Annotated in this window: 16 protein-coding genes; 15 read left to right on the forward strand and 1 reads right to left on the reverse strand. The window is 50.9% G+C overall.

Features of this window, described 5'->3' with window-relative positions; translation table 11 throughout:
• Nucleotides 1-57 precede the first annotated feature (57 nt).
• From CFBP5473_RS13360 to CFBP5473_RS25260, 11 genes are all read left to right on the forward strand, one after another.
• Nucleotides 58-1212, forward strand: a complete 1155-nt coding sequence (locus CFBP5473_RS13360; RefSeq protein ID WP_037172016.1) for a tyrosine-type recombinase/integrase — start codon at nucleotides 58-60, stop codon at nucleotides 1210-1212.
• On the forward strand, nucleotides 1196-1957 hold the full coding sequence (locus tag CFBP5473_RS13365; protein ID WP_037172014.1) for a hypothetical protein: 762 nt from the start codon (nucleotides 1196-1198) through the stop codon (nucleotides 1955-1957). The genes CFBP5473_RS13360 and CFBP5473_RS13365 overlap by 17 nt, the downstream gene beginning before the upstream one ends.
• A 78-nt stretch (nucleotides 1958-2035) precedes the next feature.
• Complete coding sequence (locus tag CFBP5473_RS13370; RefSeq protein WP_084631875.1) at nucleotides 2036-2293, forward strand: helix-turn-helix transcriptional regulator; 258 nt, start codon at nucleotides 2036-2038, stop codon at nucleotides 2291-2293.
• Between the two features lie 122 nt (nucleotides 2294-2415).
• The gene (gene tnpA, locus CFBP5473_RS13375; protein WP_136954338.1) at nucleotides 2416-2778 is read left to right on the forward strand and encodes an IS66-like element accessory protein TnpA; all 363 of its coding nucleotides are present in this window, start codon (nucleotides 2416-2418) and stop codon (nucleotides 2776-2778) included.
• Nucleotides 2775-3122 carry an IS66 family insertion sequence element accessory protein TnpB gene (gene tnpB, locus CFBP5473_RS13380; protein WP_136954339.1) on the forward strand — a complete coding sequence of 116 codons (348 nt, stop codon included), beginning with the start codon at nucleotides 2775-2777 and terminating at the stop codon, nucleotides 3120-3122. Before tnpA ends, tnpB begins: the two co-directional genes overlap by 4 nt.
• A 72-nt stretch (nucleotides 3123-3194) precedes the next feature.
• Nucleotides 3195-4760, forward strand: coding sequence for an IS66 family transposase (tnpC, locus tag CFBP5473_RS13385; RefSeq protein ID WP_136954377.1), 1566 nt, complete (start codon nucleotides 3195-3197; stop codon nucleotides 4758-4760).
• Complete coding sequence (locus CFBP5473_RS25650) at nucleotides 4760-5065, forward strand: hypothetical protein (protein WP_035209878.1); 306 nt, start codon at nucleotides 4760-4762, stop codon at nucleotides 5063-5065. The genes tnpC and CFBP5473_RS25650 overlap by 1 nt, the downstream gene beginning before the upstream one ends.
• Nucleotides 5066-5179: 114 nt before the next feature.
• Entirely contained in the window at nucleotides 5180-5920 is a 741-nt protein-coding gene (locus CFBP5473_RS13395) for a DNA-primase RepB domain-containing protein (protein ID WP_027676825.1), read from the forward strand.
• Nucleotides 5917-6168: a hypothetical protein gene (locus tag CFBP5473_RS13400; RefSeq protein ID WP_136954365.1), complete on the forward strand. Its 252-nt coding sequence runs from the start codon at nucleotides 5917-5919 to the stop codon at nucleotides 6166-6168. Before CFBP5473_RS13395 ends, CFBP5473_RS13400 begins: the two co-directional genes overlap by 4 nt.
• Entirely contained in the window at nucleotides 6165-6671 is a 507-nt protein-coding gene (locus CFBP5473_RS25255; RefSeq protein ID WP_210163870.1) for an AAA family ATPase, read from the forward strand. Before CFBP5473_RS13400 ends, CFBP5473_RS25255 begins: the two co-directional genes overlap by 4 nt.
• A complete protein-coding gene (locus CFBP5473_RS25260) occupies nucleotides 6668-7156 on the forward strand; it encodes a hypothetical protein (RefSeq protein ID WP_210239298.1) in 489 nt (162 codons plus the stop codon). The genes CFBP5473_RS25255 and CFBP5473_RS25260 overlap by 4 nt, the downstream gene beginning before the upstream one ends.
• Before the next feature lie 543 nt (nucleotides 7157-7699).
• Here the strand turns inward: CFBP5473_RS25260 and CFBP5473_RS13410 are convergent.
• Nucleotides 7700-7978 carry a hypothetical protein gene (locus tag CFBP5473_RS13410; RefSeq protein WP_037171641.1) on the reverse strand — a complete coding sequence of 93 codons (279 nt, stop codon included), beginning with the start codon at nucleotides 7976-7978 and terminating at the stop codon, nucleotides 7700-7702.
• A 102-nt stretch (nucleotides 7979-8080) separates the two neighbouring features.
• Between CFBP5473_RS13410 and CFBP5473_RS13415 the strand changes: the two genes are divergently transcribed.
• The 4 genes from CFBP5473_RS13415 (at nucleotide 8081) to CFBP5473_RS13430 (ending at nucleotide 15171) form a co-directional block, all read left to right on the forward strand.
• A complete protein-coding gene (locus CFBP5473_RS13415) occupies nucleotides 8081-8350 on the forward strand; it encodes a helix-turn-helix domain-containing protein (RefSeq protein WP_027676823.1) in 270 nt (89 codons plus the stop codon).
• A gap of 57 nt (nucleotides 8351-8407) precedes the next feature.
• Entirely contained in the window at nucleotides 8408-8635 is a 228-nt protein-coding gene (locus CFBP5473_RS13420) for a hypothetical protein (protein WP_027676822.1), read from the forward strand.
• Between the two features lie 154 nt (nucleotides 8636-8789).
• Nucleotides 8790-10865 carry a hypothetical protein gene (locus tag CFBP5473_RS13425; RefSeq protein WP_136954366.1) on the forward strand — a complete coding sequence of 692 codons (2076 nt, stop codon included), beginning with the start codon at nucleotides 8790-8792 and terminating at the stop codon, nucleotides 10863-10865.
• 292 nt (nucleotides 10866-11157) lie between these two features.
• The gene (locus CFBP5473_RS13430) at nucleotides 11158-15171 is read left to right on the forward strand and encodes an NACHT domain-containing protein (protein ID WP_027676820.1); all 4014 of its coding nucleotides are present in this window, start codon (nucleotides 11158-11160) and stop codon (nucleotides 15169-15171) included.
• Nucleotides 15172-15197 lie beyond the last annotated feature (26 nt).

Raw genomic sequence — 15197 nt, forward strand, 5'->3', positions numbered from 1 at the left:
TCTACGCGTCCCAAATCGCACCCTGACACGCGGACGTTGCAATCTTATTGTTGCGTCATGAGAAAGAAACTTACACCAAAACTCCTCGACAATCTCCCTCCCGCCGAAGGCAAGCGGTACGAGGTCCGCGACGAATTGTTGTCCGGCCTTCATGTTCGCGTATCGAATGCCGGTGGAAAGGTCTGGTATCTGGCGACCCGCGTTGATGAGAAGCCGAAACGCATCAAGCTCGGCACGTATCCGGTTCTGTCTTTGAAGGATGCGCGTGAAAAGGCACAAACACTGCTGCGCGATATTCAACTGGGCACATTCCAACAGCGCGAGGTTGAGCCAGCACCGCCAGTTTTGACGCTCGGTGGTATCATACCCCAGTTCATCACGCGACACGCCCAGCGGCACACCAAGGACTGGAAGGGTACTCAAAGCATTTTGATGCGCATGAGCGGCCTTCATGCAATACCAATCAACTCCATCAAGCGTGGGGATGTAACGCGTGAACTTGAACGCCTGATTAGCGACATCGGCGCAAAGGGAGGCAAAGGCACACGGGCGAACCGTGGATTGGCCGCGATCAAGAAACTTTATACGTGGTGCGTCGATCAGGGCATCGTAGAAATCTCGCCCGTGGTCGGCCTGAAGCCCCCTATCAAGGAGGAGTCGCGCGACCGTGTCCTGACAGATAACGAAATCATTGCCTATTGGAATGGATGTGAAGCTGAAGGCTACCCCTTCGAGCAGTTCGGCAAACTTCTTTTGCTGACCGGCCAGCGCCGCAACGAAATCGCATCCATGCGCTGGTCGAAAATCGACCTACAACGTGGAACTCTGACGCTCAAAGCTGAGCGTACGAAAAACGGCTCTGCGCATATCGTGCCTCTGTCCCGGCAGGCACTCGACATTCTGCGATCTATTCCGCGCTTTCTTGGTTCCGAATACGTATTCACTTCGACAGGCAAGACGCCGATTTCAGGCTTTGGCCGCTTCAAGGATCGTCTGGACATCTTTGTCGGTCTAGAAGCTGAGAACTGGCGCTTTCATGATGTTCGCCGCACCGCTGCAACGAATATGGCAATCCTCAAGGTGCAACCGCACATCATCGAAGCTGTGTTGAACCATAAATCCGGGATAGTCTCCGGGGTCGCATCCATCTACAATCGCCACGCGTATTTCGATGAGAAGCAGGAGCGTTGCAAATATGGGCGGATCGCGTGATGCAATTGACAAACTCCCATTCCCATCAGTCTGGCTTACGGTCAGGGAACACCACAGAGATGATTGGGAAATCAGGCTTCGCCCAGCAGCCAACCTTATAGGATATTTTCTTTTTCCGGTGGGTTGGCACTGGAGCGAGTTCAAAGCGCTGACCGACGCTGACAAAATGCCCTATGAAGGCATGGCCCGCGAAGCCTCAAATCAAGAGATTCCTCTCAAGCGCCCATTGATGAAACCGGCTAGTGTTCGGTATCGCGCTGCCGGTGACCACAGGAGGAATGTGGTCCACAGTTTCCTTCAAAAAATTCTTGTCCGAGGAGACGTTCGTTATTTTCATGGGCCAATGCGTAATATCGCTTTGCCCCATAGAGGATCTCAGCCCGTCAACCGTCCGCTGGCAAGGGACGACTTTGAAGAGGTTCGCATCGCCAACTCTACAGTTGGGCGAATGATCTCACGGCAGATAGATGTCAAAGTCGACGCCAAAGATTTGATTGAGCACCTAATCAGGCAAAACGAAACAAGGGGTGCTCCACCTGCATATGATCTTAATAAAATTGAGCGCTGGTGCCGCGACCAGCTCGAAAGGAACGCCGTTTTGAAGGACATGACAGGTGAACTAAGCGCAACACTGATAAATGCTGCTTCCGACTGGCAGGGTAAGATTTTCACGAAGCCTGCTGGCCCGGATCAGATTCGGCCAATCGTCACTCGGTTGTTGCGCGAATACGTCAACGAAGAATAACAGCGCATTATTGTTCAAAGACTGAAGCGAGAGCATTCGGCATCATCTGCATATTCCTGACAGAGATCGGGGCGGCTAATGCAGAAAGGTGTTACCATGACAAAGCAACGAACTGAAATCTCGCTCGAAAACCAGATTTTCCTAAGCAGGAAAGACCTGCATGATTTGGGAATTCGTGTATCTTCAGCAACCCTAATTAGATGGCAAAATGCTGGACGTTTTCCAAAAGCGGCGCGTCTCGGTGGCACAAGACTCGCATGGCCTAGAGATAAGGTCATGGCGTGGTGCGAGAAATCCATCAAAGACGGTGAGAACTTCACCTACGCCGACTTCTGACATCGGGGCATAGCGCCCGTGAGCGTCCGGTGAGCTGTTTTTGCTGATCGGGCAAATCAGGCGATGTTCTGGCATTAGAACCAGCATTAGTGCTGACATAAATACCAGAGCAAAGAGGTTTCATGGCCCGCATGGAGATCATGTCCGGTACCGAGCGCAGACGGCGCTGGTCGGACGAGGCGAAGCTGAGGATACTGGCGGAAGCTGATGAGCCGGGTGCTCGCATTGGTGACGTGGCGCGCCGGCATGACGTTCATCCTGGCCAGATCCGCTTGTGGCGAAAGTCGTTCAACTATGTTGATCGACCGACGGTGTTCCTTCCAGTGGAAATCGTGGAGGAGTTTGGCGTAAGTCAGGCGTCTACGACGGCAACGAGGCTGGCGATCGTCGAGATCTTGCTTCGAAACGGTCGGAGTTTGAAGGTTCCTGTTGACGTTGAGTTGAAACTGCTTGGCCCGCTCGTCGCTTGCGTGGAGGCGGCATGATCGGGCCGTCAGGGAATGTACAGGTTTATCTGGCCTGCGGAGTGACTGACATGCGTCGCGGTATCGACGGTTTGTCAGCGCTGGTCGAGGGGGTGATCAGACAAGCGCCTGGTTCTGGCGCGATCTTCGGGTTCCGCGGCAGGCGCGCGGACCGAATCAAGCTTTTATGGTGGGACGGCCAAGGCTTTTGCCTGTTTTACAAGGTTTTGGAACGCGGATACTTCCCATGGCCGGCGGCCAAAGATGGCGTTGTGCATCTGACGCAGGCTCAGTTGTCGATGCTCGTCGAGGGGATCGACTGGCGACGACCGACATGGACGTCAGCGCCTCATCGCACGGGCTGAAAGCGTTATTTTGCAAGGGTGTCAGGGGTAAAATGCTGGCGCTAAAGGGCCAAATCAGTTACATTTTTGGGTATGGAAACAACGCCGCCACAGGGTCAGGACGAGCTATCTGCACTGCGTGCATTGGTTGCTGAACAGGCGGCGAAACTCGAGCGACAAGACGCGGAAGTTACCAAGCGCGATACCATAATCGACATTTTGCGCGCGCAGTTGGAGTTGCTGCGCCATCGACAGCATGGGGCCTCGTCCGAGAAAATAGACCGCAAGATCGAACAATTCGAACTGATGCTCGAGGAGATTGAAGCGTCCCGCGCCGAGGCTGAGGTTCGCTCTGGAAGGACACCACTGCCGGAGCTGGAAGATGCCTGCGAAAAGCCAAAACGCAGACCTTTGCCGGATGGGCTGCCGACAGAAGAGCGGATCTATCCGGCGCCGTGCAATTGCCCGACCTGCGGCGGGACATCGTTCCTGAAAGCACCTGATAAGGTGGTCCAGGTCATGGAGCATGTGCCGGCATCCGTGAAGATTGTTCGCCATGTCGAAAAGCGCTTCGTTTGCAAGGACTGCGACACTTCGTTGTCTGGCAAGATGCCGACCCTGCCGATCGAGCGCGGCAAACCCGGTCCCGGATTGCTTGCCCATATCATGGTCGCCAAATTCGACGATCACATCCCACTTTACCGACTGTCGGAGATGTACGATCGGCTTGGGATCGATATCTCCCGTTCCGTGATGGCCGACTGGATGGGGCATGCATCGGCTTTGCTCGGCCCCCTGATTTTGCTGATCAGAGCGCATATCGCGGCCGTCGATCGGATCCATACCGACGACACTCCGGTCGATGTTCTCGACCCTGGACGAGGAAAGACCAGGACCGGGAGGGTCTGGGTCTACGTCTTCGATGGGCGTGGCTATCAAGATCCCAGGCCCGGAGCGATCGCTTATTATTACAGCCCTGACCGCAAGGGGGTTCACCCAGCCGAACATCTTTCCAACTTCAGTGGCGTGATGCACGCGGACGGCTATGCTGGCTACAACAAGCTGTACGGCAATCAGATCATAGAGGCTGCCTGCATGGCGCATGTACGCCGCAAATTCCATGACGTGATCAAACTCAAGCCATCAACGATCGCGCAGGAAGCGCTGTCGCGCATTGGTGCTCTCTACGATATCGAGGATCGTATCCGTGGCATGTTGCCTGACGAGAGGCGGGATTTGCGCCAGCAGCATGCCAAACCCATCCTGGACGAGCTGAAAGAGTGGATTGAGGATGTCCAGACAACACTGCCACAGAAACAGAAGCTGGCGGAAGCGATGCGGTATGCGCTGTCACGATGGGCAGCATTGAGCGTCTATCTTGATGACGGCCGGGTTGAAATCGACAACAACATAGCTGAGCGTGCCATGCGACCACTGGGAATTGGCCGAAAGAACTGGTTATTTGCGGGCTCCGACAAGGGTGGTGAGCGCATCGCAAATATCTTGAGCATCATCGAAACCGCAAAGCTTCATGGCCACAATCCGGAAGCCTATCTGACCGATGTGCTGGCCCGGATCCAGGATCATCCCAAAGACCGACTTGAAAATCTGCTGCCTTGGAACTGGACGCCGGCAAACGCTCGGTGCGAGGCTGCCTGATGGCACGCTCAAGGTTCATTTACACACTCAACCAAGTCGCCGGCATGATCGGCGAGAACCTCGAACTGATCGAAGAAGTGACGGCCAACTCGGACAACATCTCCGAAGGCGAACTGGTTTACGTCAGCGATGGCACTGAAGATGGCACGAAGGGTCTGACCGAGAACGGCATCAAAGAACTTCAAAGCCTACTTGCCGACATCAGGACGTGGGACGGCGGTATCCGCGAGTTCCTCATCGACACACAGTGCGATCCTGAAATAATCGACCGCATCATGGCCGATGAGATGAAGCGCGGCCTTTAGATTCTATCTCGCGACACCCGAAAAATGCTTTCGCCGGACGCTCACTAGCGCCCCGACCCTCTCCCTACAATTTATTGGCAACAGCACGCTGTCCCAGCGTGAACGGACATCTGTGTGCGTTGCCAGCATTTCCAAGGCTTAAAACATGAAAATCTATCAAGCCCGAAACGGACGCATAGCAACTCTCAGCTTTTCCGCGACCTCAACGACGATGATCATATTATCCGTAGTCAGCACCAGTTCTTGCAGGATGTTTGTAACGACATCGCAGAGGGCAGCTATACATTTCTCGCCTTTAAACAGGTGACCACAGGTAAATGGGAAGACCACGCCATAAAAAACGCTGGTTCTTGGCGGGAAACCCTAGATTTGCTGCGAGAGTATTCCCGCTGGGATTACGACCAGTATTTTTGCCCAAATTCTTTTTCAGAGGAGCGCCGCAAGCAGCTATACGCGCTGCCGACATCTTTCGGCTGGTGCGACATAGATCGCAGCGAACCATCCATTTACGAGCCTGTGCCAAGTATCCTCTGGGAAACATCTCCTCAGAGTTATCAAGGTCTATGGTTGTGGGATAGGACGCACCGGGCGACCGATGCTGAACTATTCTCCAAGTCGCTCGCCTATCGGCATGGTGGTGACAATAGCGGCTGGTCCGCGACAAAGATGCTGCGTATCCCCGGATCGGTGAACCATAAACCCCAATATAACGAGCCGTTCGTCAAGATCATCAAAAGCGACTGGTCAGAAATTACATCGCGCCCTCGGCCATTAGAAGGCGTTCGTCATGCAGTTGCGTCTGCGTTGCCCACTATCGATGCCAATCCACCAAGCATGACCGTGATGCGGTTTTGAAACGCTACTTCAAGTCCCTTCACCCGAAGGTTCGCACCCTCATTCGCAGTAAGAAAGCCTACGAGCGAGATCGATCTGCGCAAGTCTACCACATGATTGCCGGGCTGCATGAGGCTGGTGCAACACCAGACGAGATAGGCTCTGTGCTGTGGCAGAACCCCTACTTCATCGAAAAATACGGACGCGATATCGACAAGCTCAACGATGAAATTTCTCGTGTCATCTGCAAAATTGAGGGCAGGAAATGATCAAGAAACAGAAAAAAGAGCTGTTCGTTGACCTCGTGTCCATCGAACCGAAAGAGGTTAAATGGCTCTGGGAGCCGTTCATTCCCTTCAGCATGATCACCATCATGGAAGGCGACCCAGGTATCGGGAAGTCATATCTTGCCATGCATTTGGCCGCGCAGGTTTCCATAGGGGGTAAATTGCCGGATGGGCAAAAACTCAGGAAGGGCCGCGTTTTGTATCTGAGTGCTGAAGATGACGCAGCCTACACGATACGTCCGCGCATTGACGCGATGGGAGGCAACGTCGAGCGCATTCGGGTGCAGGGCGATTTCCTGTCCCTTGATGAAAAGGGGCTGGCTGCGCTAATGCGCGAGGTGCGACGGCAACCACCTGACTTGCTCATTCTTTATCCGCTGTTCGCGTATGTGCCGAGTGGGCAGGATATGTACAAACCGAATGTCATCAGGCAGCTTTTGTCTTTCCTAAAGAAATCGCCGAAGCTGGCGAGACTGCCGTTTTGATTATTCGGCATTTGACGAAAGCGAAGCATGACAAGGCGATCTATCAAGGTGGTGGGTCGATGGATGTAATCGGTGCAGCGCGTTCGGCGTTTCTGGTCTGCGAGCATCCGAATGACAGCGGTACGAAACTGATAGTGCATATCAAGCATAATATCGCGCCGAGGGGGCAAACGCAGACATACGAGCTTTACTCCGAGAAAGAAGGCGACATTGCCCGCCTCAACTGGCTTGGCCCGTCAGACATCACTGTTGATGATCTGATGAGTCCGACCGAGGGAAAGAAGCGCATGTCCTCGCTCGATGAAGCCATAGAGTTCTTGCGTGTCTATCTGAAAAATGGTCGTCAACCGACAACCACAGTTGAGAAGGAGGCAGCAGCGCGAGGCATTTCTGAAAAGACGCTGGAACGCGCCCGGCACTCGCTGAGCGTCAAATCTTCAAAGGCTAGGGACAAATGGTATCTGAGTTTGCCGGATGAAGAGTGACAACCGCTAAAAGCAAGTGCGCCAAGAACGCCAACATCGTCAGGTATATTCATGGCGCACTTACATTTCTCAACATCGCCGAGCGAAAACATGACGCCCTTGGCGTTCTTGGCGCTCTTTACCAGAAGCTACAGGATCAAAACCTTGGTGGTGTGTAACCCTGCTGATCCGCGACTGTGCATGTCGCAAATAAAAAAACGCCCTCCCCCTACCTGTGGCCACATGATGTAGGCGCGCTTCGTGTCCCATGTTGACTGATGCGCGCCGGAGCCAACGGACCGACAACAAAACATTTCATCAATCTGTCGGGACAAAGGATGGGGCGAATTCACTAATGAAAGCAAGCATTCTGATTGCTGTGCGATGCCATCAGGATTTACTGGGTGTCATGTGGGCATATTCATGCGTTGGAAATCGACACATTCGCGCCATCAGCGCGTTTGTCGTCATTGACGTATTCACCGCGCCGATGCTTGTGTCACAGGCGCGCTGGCTCATATTACGCGGCCGCGTGCGCTAATGCCCGCACGGTCTGTCGGTCAACTACAGATTGCTCCGACGCTCAAGCTCAGCGCGAACCCGTCTCCACTTGCCTTGCTCGAAGCTCTTCGAATAACGCCAAGCGCGATCTTCCTCCATCGCAGCGAACTCCTCGGCACGATCATCATGCTGCTCGACCAGTTCGTCAGCAATACGTTCGATCTCCAAGCGTGGAATGAGCATCGGTCGGAACCGGCCCTGCCATTGCAGCCACAGGAAGATACCGGCAACAAAGGCCGCCATTCCAAACAGGGGCATATAGTTTGATGCGACGATATCCATTGCTGCACTCCACGAAGATTATGCAACACAATATCCCGAAGTGGGATAATTCTAAATCGGGATTACTGCGATTGCTCCAGAATTCTTTGGACATCGGAACCCGTGACGAAATCCACCCACACACCCGAGTATAGGCGTCTTGTCGAACTTCTCATAGAAACGCGGCGGGAGGCTAAACTGACGCAACAACAGCTTGCCAACCGTATCGGCAAGCCGCAGTCCTATGTGGCGAAAGTGGAAGGTGCTGAACGGCGTATCGACGTAATCGAATTCGCGAAGCTAGCCAAGGCCATGGACGAAAGCCCAACGGCGTTGCTCGATAGGCTGCTTGCCGCCATTGAAAAACTCGAAAGATCGCAAGATTTTCCCTGACACGCTCTTTGTGGTCATCTTAATAGATAGATCGTCTTAATCCGAAGGAGACGATCAATGACAGACAAAGCACCTGAAATCATCACTCTGAAAGCTCTTTGCGCCGAACTGAAAATCCACCCAAAGGAGGCGCGGGAACGTCTTCGCGATGCTGTCCGCGATCAGAAAAAGTATCCGGAGTTAGCAAAGTCCCACAAACCTAAATCACCGTGGCAATGGGTTAAGGGGTCAGCAGGAGAGAAGGATGTGAGAGAACTGTTTGCTCAGACCCCACCTAATAAATAGCTTGATGCTTTGAATATTGTTTAAGCGACATTTCTCTGTCGTGCATCTTTCACGGCAGAGTTGCTATTGTTACTTCTCTGTTGTGATTCTTTCGTAGCCGTCCCAAGTCATCTGCGGAGGTTTTTAGGCTTACAAAATTAAAGAAAGTCGCAAGTTGTTTCGCACCTTACCGATTGAAGCCTTTAGCCAAATTGATATTCTGACGAGGCCGTATATTGGAAAATTGCCGCCAGTAGACAGCAGTTTGCCAAGTACAGGAAATGATGAAGCACGAACCGCGCGTGATAACGTAAAAAATCTACTTTATTGCGAATTTGACCGAGGTTGGCCGATAGACGCTTTGTTTCGGCTCTTGAAGATTGCTGAAGCTGCGTTCTGCGCAAAGAAGCTTCATAGGGATCAACTTCAGATTTTGTGGGAGTTGTGGGAAACTCTTCGAGATAGCGAATACATCATAGAATTAGCAAAGACTGAGCAATGGTCGCAAGCATTCGATCAGATTCTCATTCACATGCAGGGAAGCAGTTTTCGCCGTGGAGTGCAAGTTTCTGACAGACAGAGATTCTTGGGTGAAGCCTTACTAAAGCTTGCACATAAAGGTTTCCCATTTCGAATTGATGGCAGAGGCGCCAGCCTGACTAAACGCTCTTACAAAGATGTTTGCAATCTAATCGAAAAGAAAATCAAGCGGGCTGGCGGAGAACATGCAGCTAACGCTCTGCTAGGCCTGATGAAAAAATCAGGGCGCATTGAGGATGGCACTCTTCTACATGCTCGGATGCCTACGACCCTGTACAGTAAAACGAGATCAGGCACACCATGGCATTATATTTACTCGCTGGCCCTGAAGCATGTGGCCTCACCAACCGCACGCAATCCTGAACCCGTGTTGGAGGCCATGGAATCGCTGGCGGTTGCGATGGCTGCGACATTAGATGTAGAGCCGCACTCATCTTATGAAAACTTGAGTCTATCCCGAATGTCCTTTACAGGATTTATGTTTGAGACAGTAATCTATGATGAGTTGTTCGCCATCCCTCAGTGGCAACCGAAAATAAGTGAACCACTGTTAACGCTTTGGATTGATTCATTAGAGGCGGAAGGTTGCGAGTTTCCGATTGCTAGTGCCGCAGATTGGAAACTCTTGGGAAAGCAGATTCTGAAATGCGCTTTGGAATACAGATTATCGATCGCAGATGAGCGGATATTGAAGGCAGCACAATCATCTAAGGAAGCTTCAAGAGCACTCCTTAAAGCTATCTCGTCACCTGCGTCCGGGGTCAATCAATCATACAAGACCCCCTCAGATACTCAGCATCGTTCGGCTACAAACTTTCCAATCTTACGTGCATCATACAATCGCCTCCTAATTCAGCCCCGGGCTGTTGTCGGCCGAGCTTTTGTGGAGTGCATCTACTCAGAAATGCGAAAAGCTCAGGTCCCCGATCTTGAAAATATTATGGGTCGAGCGTTGGAGCGTTTAGCTCTTAAAATTTTTGAGAGCGCAGGAATGCCGGTATCTGTTAGCGGCAAAAAATATCGGAATGCCATAAGGGACGAGATATTAGAAGCTGATCTAGTTTTCGAAACTGGTGAGAAAATTTTTTTAGTCGAGTGCACAAAGAAGCCTCTAACTAACCGCGCACGGAGCGGACATACGCTAGATGGGCTTCGGGACTTTAGCGGCAGTTTCCTGAAATTACTTCAACAACTCGCTCAGCATGAGGCACACCTTCGAAAAGTAGGAATGATCGAATTTGAAGACGGCCAAGTGGTCCGTTTAGGGGGACGTTCCGTGGAGAAGGTAGCGTTAAACCTTTTCGATCATGGATCACTACAGAACCGCGATATGACGATGAGTTTTATTGAGGCTTTGTCCAATACTTACATGACTTCGAGCGTGCCTGAAGCACAAAAAATCCTTACAGATGTCAATAAAAGACTTAAATTCATCAACCAGGCGCTCAACGAAATTGTGTCCTCATATGCGCCAGCAAACGAACGTGGTCTTTTTGATTTTGCTATGTCTACGTGGTGGCTAAGCGTCGACCAGTTGCATTATCTTGCGTTTAAAGAAGGTAATCTGTGGAAGACGATGGAGCGTATCAGGCACATGACTGCCAGAAGCGGTGACATATTTTATGAAGTTAATCGAGTAATGAACATAAACGAAGTCGGAAAATCGATTTTCGATGTGTGCAAAAAGATGAATAGCCGGGGCGTTTTATAACGTGCTGAAAATCACGCCGTATTTTGAGGCGGCTCTCGATAACGAACCTATTCTACTCTTATAACATATTTGTGCTGCGAAGGCGTGGAATATCAAGCACGGGCAAAGAAGCACGCCGCACGAACTGTGGCTGTGCGTCAAGGCATCGTCATGTCGGCGAAAGCGAGGGAGTTGCTTTCAAATAAGTAACTTAAAAGTTGTGGGCATTGGAATGCAACAGGGTGCCAACCCGACCCTAAGCGTATACTAAAGTTATTTAAGAGGGTCATTAAACACAGCGATCACCGACAAAATGACGTACATAGAGCGCCTTGTTCAGATCGGAGATAAGCTGGAAAGCGGTCAGCTTTTGCAGAATGGCGATAGAGTCACCATTCTGCTCGCTGAACCCGGCGCAGGTAAAACTGAACTCATGAAGTCGCTTGCCGCGCATTTTGGCGTACAACGTATTCGCGCCAGTCAGTTCCGGCACAAAACCAAATTCGAAGATAATACTGTTCTAATAATCGACGGTGTTGATGAGGTCGCCAAGATCGACCAGTCCGCTGTTGACCAGTTGATTATCAAGGCGGAAGAACTGAACCCTGATAGAGTATTTTTTGCCAGTAGGTCAGCGCAGTGGGAAAACGCACGGACGATGGCTGTTAAGCAAGTTTTCGGCGTCGAGCCGCGAATAGCGTATTTGAAGCCCCTAAACCAAGATGAACAGCTCAAACTATTCGAAACCTACAAACCGGATCATAGCTACGAGAAATTCAAAGATGGCTTAGCCAGTCTGGATATTGGCCCTTTGCTCGGCAACCCTCAAATGCTGAAGATATTCGCAGACGCCTACACGCAGAATGGTGGAAATTTCGGAACAAAGCGCAAGGTATTTGCAGACGCTATCAATCAGCTTGCGAGTGAAAATAATGAGGAAATCATTAAAGCGGATAGGACGCCCACTCCACAGCTGGTAGCACATGCGGAAGAACTATTTTCCAAACTGCTTTTGAGCGGTGCGTCCGGTATCAGTTTGACGGAACGAAACGCCGACCGTGACTTCCCATCTGTTTCAGCATTATTGGGCACAGGTAGAAGTGGCTATGAAGCCGCGCATACCGGATTGTTCAAGCCAGCTGACTCAGAGGATCAGCATGAGCCAATTCACCGCATCATCGCCGAACATGCTGCTGCACGGTATCTAACGCGACGCATTGAAGCCCCATCAGATCGGCTTTCACTTAAGCGCCTAATGTCGGTGATCGCACCCAACGATGTAGCGCGTGATGAACTTCGTGGACTGCTGGCATGGATGGCCACAGAAGGCGGAGTTTCGGTCGAACGTGCCGTGATCGACATTGATCCATACGCCATCATCTCAAACGGTGACCCATCTTTCCTTTCGGCGTCATCTAAGTCCTACCTGCTTAAAAAGCTTGCTGAGGTGGCCGAAATCAATCCCCATTTCAGGGGATCTGACGTGTGGCGCGAGTTCAGCGCGAACGGCTTCTTTACCGAAGATGTTGTTGCTGACGTCGAAAAAATTCTGGAGGAAACGCCGACATCTGACGGATTAAGTTCTTTGTTGTTGGAACTTCTGAGAGGAACAACTGCGGCAGAGAAGTTAACCGATCTTTTGACGACGCTTTTGCTCGATAGAAGCCAGGATATATACCAGCGCACACGCGCACTGCGCGTGCTTTCGGAAAATTCGAATTTTGAAACCGTTAGGACGTTTGAAGCTCTGCTAGCGGAAGAATCGCATCAAGCAGTGGAACTTGCCTCTGAACTTTTCGAGGCTAGTTATACAAATCACCTTTCTTTGAATGATGGACATCGATTATTTTATTCAATTGCAGAAAACTGCTTTCAGACCGATCCCGACACATATGATGAAGAAACGTCCCGATATTTCCTCATATCACTCATCAGTATATTTGATGCGGGGGCATTGATTTCGCTAATTGATACTTTAAGCGATGGCCTGACATGCGACTGCGATAAAAATGAGCTTCATAATTGTTATTGCCGTTACGGTCGAAGCTATTTGATCGGAAAGTTGTTGGACCGCCTATTCGAAATTGGCGTGCAGGAACCAAACGCGGAACAGCTTTGGCGTTGGCTTCAAAATGTTCGATATAGATATGGACGCTCCGGGAGCGATAGCCGGGCGGTTTTGGAGTTGCAGGCCAATGACGAACTTCGTCAAGCCGTACATCGGCTTGCTTTCCAAGAACTGGATGACCGAGATTTAATATTTGATCTAAAATTCAGTATGTTCTCCGGTCCCGGTCACTCAGGCCTCTCATTTAAAAAGGCTGACCTTGAGGCGCTTACTGACTTTGCCTTCGAACATGACAACGATCTTCTTTGGTCGTATTTCATTGAACACCATCGCCGGTACGAGAAGGTAAATTTCCAAAATACTTATCGCGCCCATATGCGGAAACAGGCGTTGGAAAAACCGGCCTTCTTAAGACAATGGACGCTAGCGCACAGGGCAATGAATGAGCACTCCGCTCAATCAAAACCGTGCTTATTGCGGCGGTCCGCGATGATACGTAAGCGAGATCGGAGACAAGATGAAATCCGTAGAAAAGATCAGGAACATTTTGACGAAAACCGCGCTCAGATCGAATCAGGACGCCATTGGGGATGGCTCAAAGAAATAGGGCGAAATTACCTATTCGGCAAAATAGATCGCTTGCCCGAAATGGGTGACGACGAGTTTCATATCCGAGCACTCTGCAACAGCTTTGATTTCTTAAAGCCGGACATCCCTCCGTTGGAAAAAATAGCCATCGAACGTGGCACTTTCAAAATAGTTACTGTTGCTTATGCTGCATGCCTTGCACACTATCGCAAGAATGGAACACTACGCGGGATTGACCGATCAATCCTTCAGGCAGTTAGAACGGACGCTGACGTATCTTATAGCGGTGGTAATAAAGACGATATCCCGGCCTTCCGTAATGAGCTAGAGAGAGAAATCTGGGCCACCGCCGATGACGCTGAAAACTTCGCCCGCCGCTACGTCGAACCTCAGATTGCCAGCACTGAGCTAGAGCACTCCAAAATCTATTGGATTCTGCACAAACCGCAATTCGAGCCTATACGTGATAAGCTATGTTTAGAGTGGATTCAGCGCTACCCGCATATGCATCTGAACACGATGAAAAGCCTATTCGACTTCGTCTCGATCAGCTGTGATAACAGTTGGCTCGAAACGTATGTTGATGAACGTCTCGCTGATCTCGATAACGCAAGCGGCACCGACAAGCAGAGCGAACGCTGGACAATTGCCCATGACTTCTGGCGTCTTCGAAAATTCTTTATCTGTGAAATGCCTGATGAAGCCACCCTCAATTGGCTATCAGAGAGTAAAGAAAGACTTTTGGCGTTGGAAACCGTCGCAAGTCGGTTAAATCGCGATGAGCATTCTGGTTGGAAGGAACTCTCGGCAAAAAAGGTTGAGATCATTTTAACCACGTTCATTGATCTGTGGCCCAAGGTTCACCTTCCAAACCACTGGGGCACCGGCGATCCTCCAGAGCAAACGGCCTATCGATTCCTAACGGACATCGTGTGGGCTATCGGTCGTGATAAGCCGATGCATTCAATCCCTGTGCTCAACAACCTTCTTGCTGATACGCGCTTTGCCGATTTCACAATCTCCCTGAAGGCAACCAAGGCAAGTGCGTTGAAAAAGCAAGCGTTAGAGGGTTTCGAACCTCCCACGCCGGAAGATGTCACACAAATGCTCGACAATCAGAAGATTGCTTCTGTTGAGGATATGAGAGCGTTACTGATAGAAATATTTGAAGAAATTCAAGACTGGTTGAATGGTTCAGAAACTGATCCGGTGAATCTGTTCTACGACAAACAGAGTGATGGCACGTTCATCCGAAAGGATGAAAACGGCACGACAAAAATCATTGCTGACCGCCTCAAGCAGCGCTGCGAAACGTTGGGCTTGAACGTGGCCATTGAGCTGCATCAACGCGACAGCAATCGCACGGATATCGGCATTCTCTGCAATATTGCCGGGCAAAACGCTTTGCTGGTAATCGAAGCGAAAGGGCAATGGCACAGAGAACTCTACACAGCAGCAGCAGAGCAATTGGACGCACGCTATTCAATTCATCCAAGCGCTGCCCGACAGGGTATCTATCTGGTTTACTGGTTTGGAGCTGAGACCGACGTTGCAGGCGTAAAAAAGCATGACATTAAGTCTGCAAGGGAGCTTCGACAGAAGCTTCTGGACAATATGCCTAGCGAGTTGAAGGCTCGAATCAATGTCGTTGTTATCGACTTGGCCCGATAACTCTTAGCTCTCGCGCCGACCTCAGA

Source organism: Agrobacterium larrymoorei, assembly GCF_005145045.1.
Taxonomy (GTDB): domain Bacteria; phylum Pseudomonadota; class Alphaproteobacteria; order Rhizobiales; family Rhizobiaceae; genus Agrobacterium; species Agrobacterium larrymoorei.

What these genes read in the sequence shown, in the direction of transcription:
- CFBP5473_RS25255 (WP_210163870.1), top strand. Translation starts at nt 6,165, where the DNA reads ATGATCAAGAAACAGAAAAAAGAGCTGTTCGTTGACCTCGTGTCCATC.
- CFBP5473_RS13410 (WP_037171641.1), bottom strand. Translation starts at nt 7,978, where the DNA reads ATGGATATCGTCGCATCAAACTATATGCCCCTGTTTGGAATGGCGGCC.
- CFBP5473_RS13360 (WP_037172016.1), top strand. Translation starts at nt 58, where the DNA reads ATGAGAAAGAAACTTACACCAAAACTCCTCGACAATCTCCCTCCCGCC.
- tnpC (WP_136954377.1), top strand. Translation starts at nt 3,195, where the DNA reads ATGGAAACAACGCCGCCACAGGGTCAGGACGAGCTATCTGCACTGCGT.
- CFBP5473_RS13420 (WP_027676822.1), top strand. Translation starts at nt 8,408, where the DNA reads ATGACAGACAAAGCACCTGAAATCATCACTCTGAAAGCTCTTTGCGCC.
- tnpB (WP_136954339.1), top strand. Translation starts at nt 2,775, where the DNA reads ATGATCGGGCCGTCAGGGAATGTACAGGTTTATCTGGCCTGCGGAGTG.
- CFBP5473_RS13430 (WP_027676820.1), top strand. Translation starts at nt 11,158, where the DNA reads ATGACGTACATAGAGCGCCTTGTTCAGATCGGAGATAAGCTGGAAAGC.
- CFBP5473_RS13370 (WP_084631875.1), top strand. Translation starts at nt 2,036, where the DNA reads ATGCAGAAAGGTGTTACCATGACAAAGCAACGAACTGAAATCTCGCTC.
- tnpA (WP_136954338.1), top strand. Translation starts at nt 2,416, where the DNA reads ATGGCCCGCATGGAGATCATGTCCGGTACCGAGCGCAGACGGCGCTGG.
- CFBP5473_RS13365 (WP_037172014.1), top strand. Translation starts at nt 1,196, where the DNA reads ATGGGCGGATCGCGTGATGCAATTGACAAACTCCCATTCCCATCAGTC.
- CFBP5473_RS25650 (WP_035209878.1), top strand. Translation starts at nt 4,760, where the DNA reads ATGGCACGCTCAAGGTTCATTTACACACTCAACCAAGTCGCCGGCATG.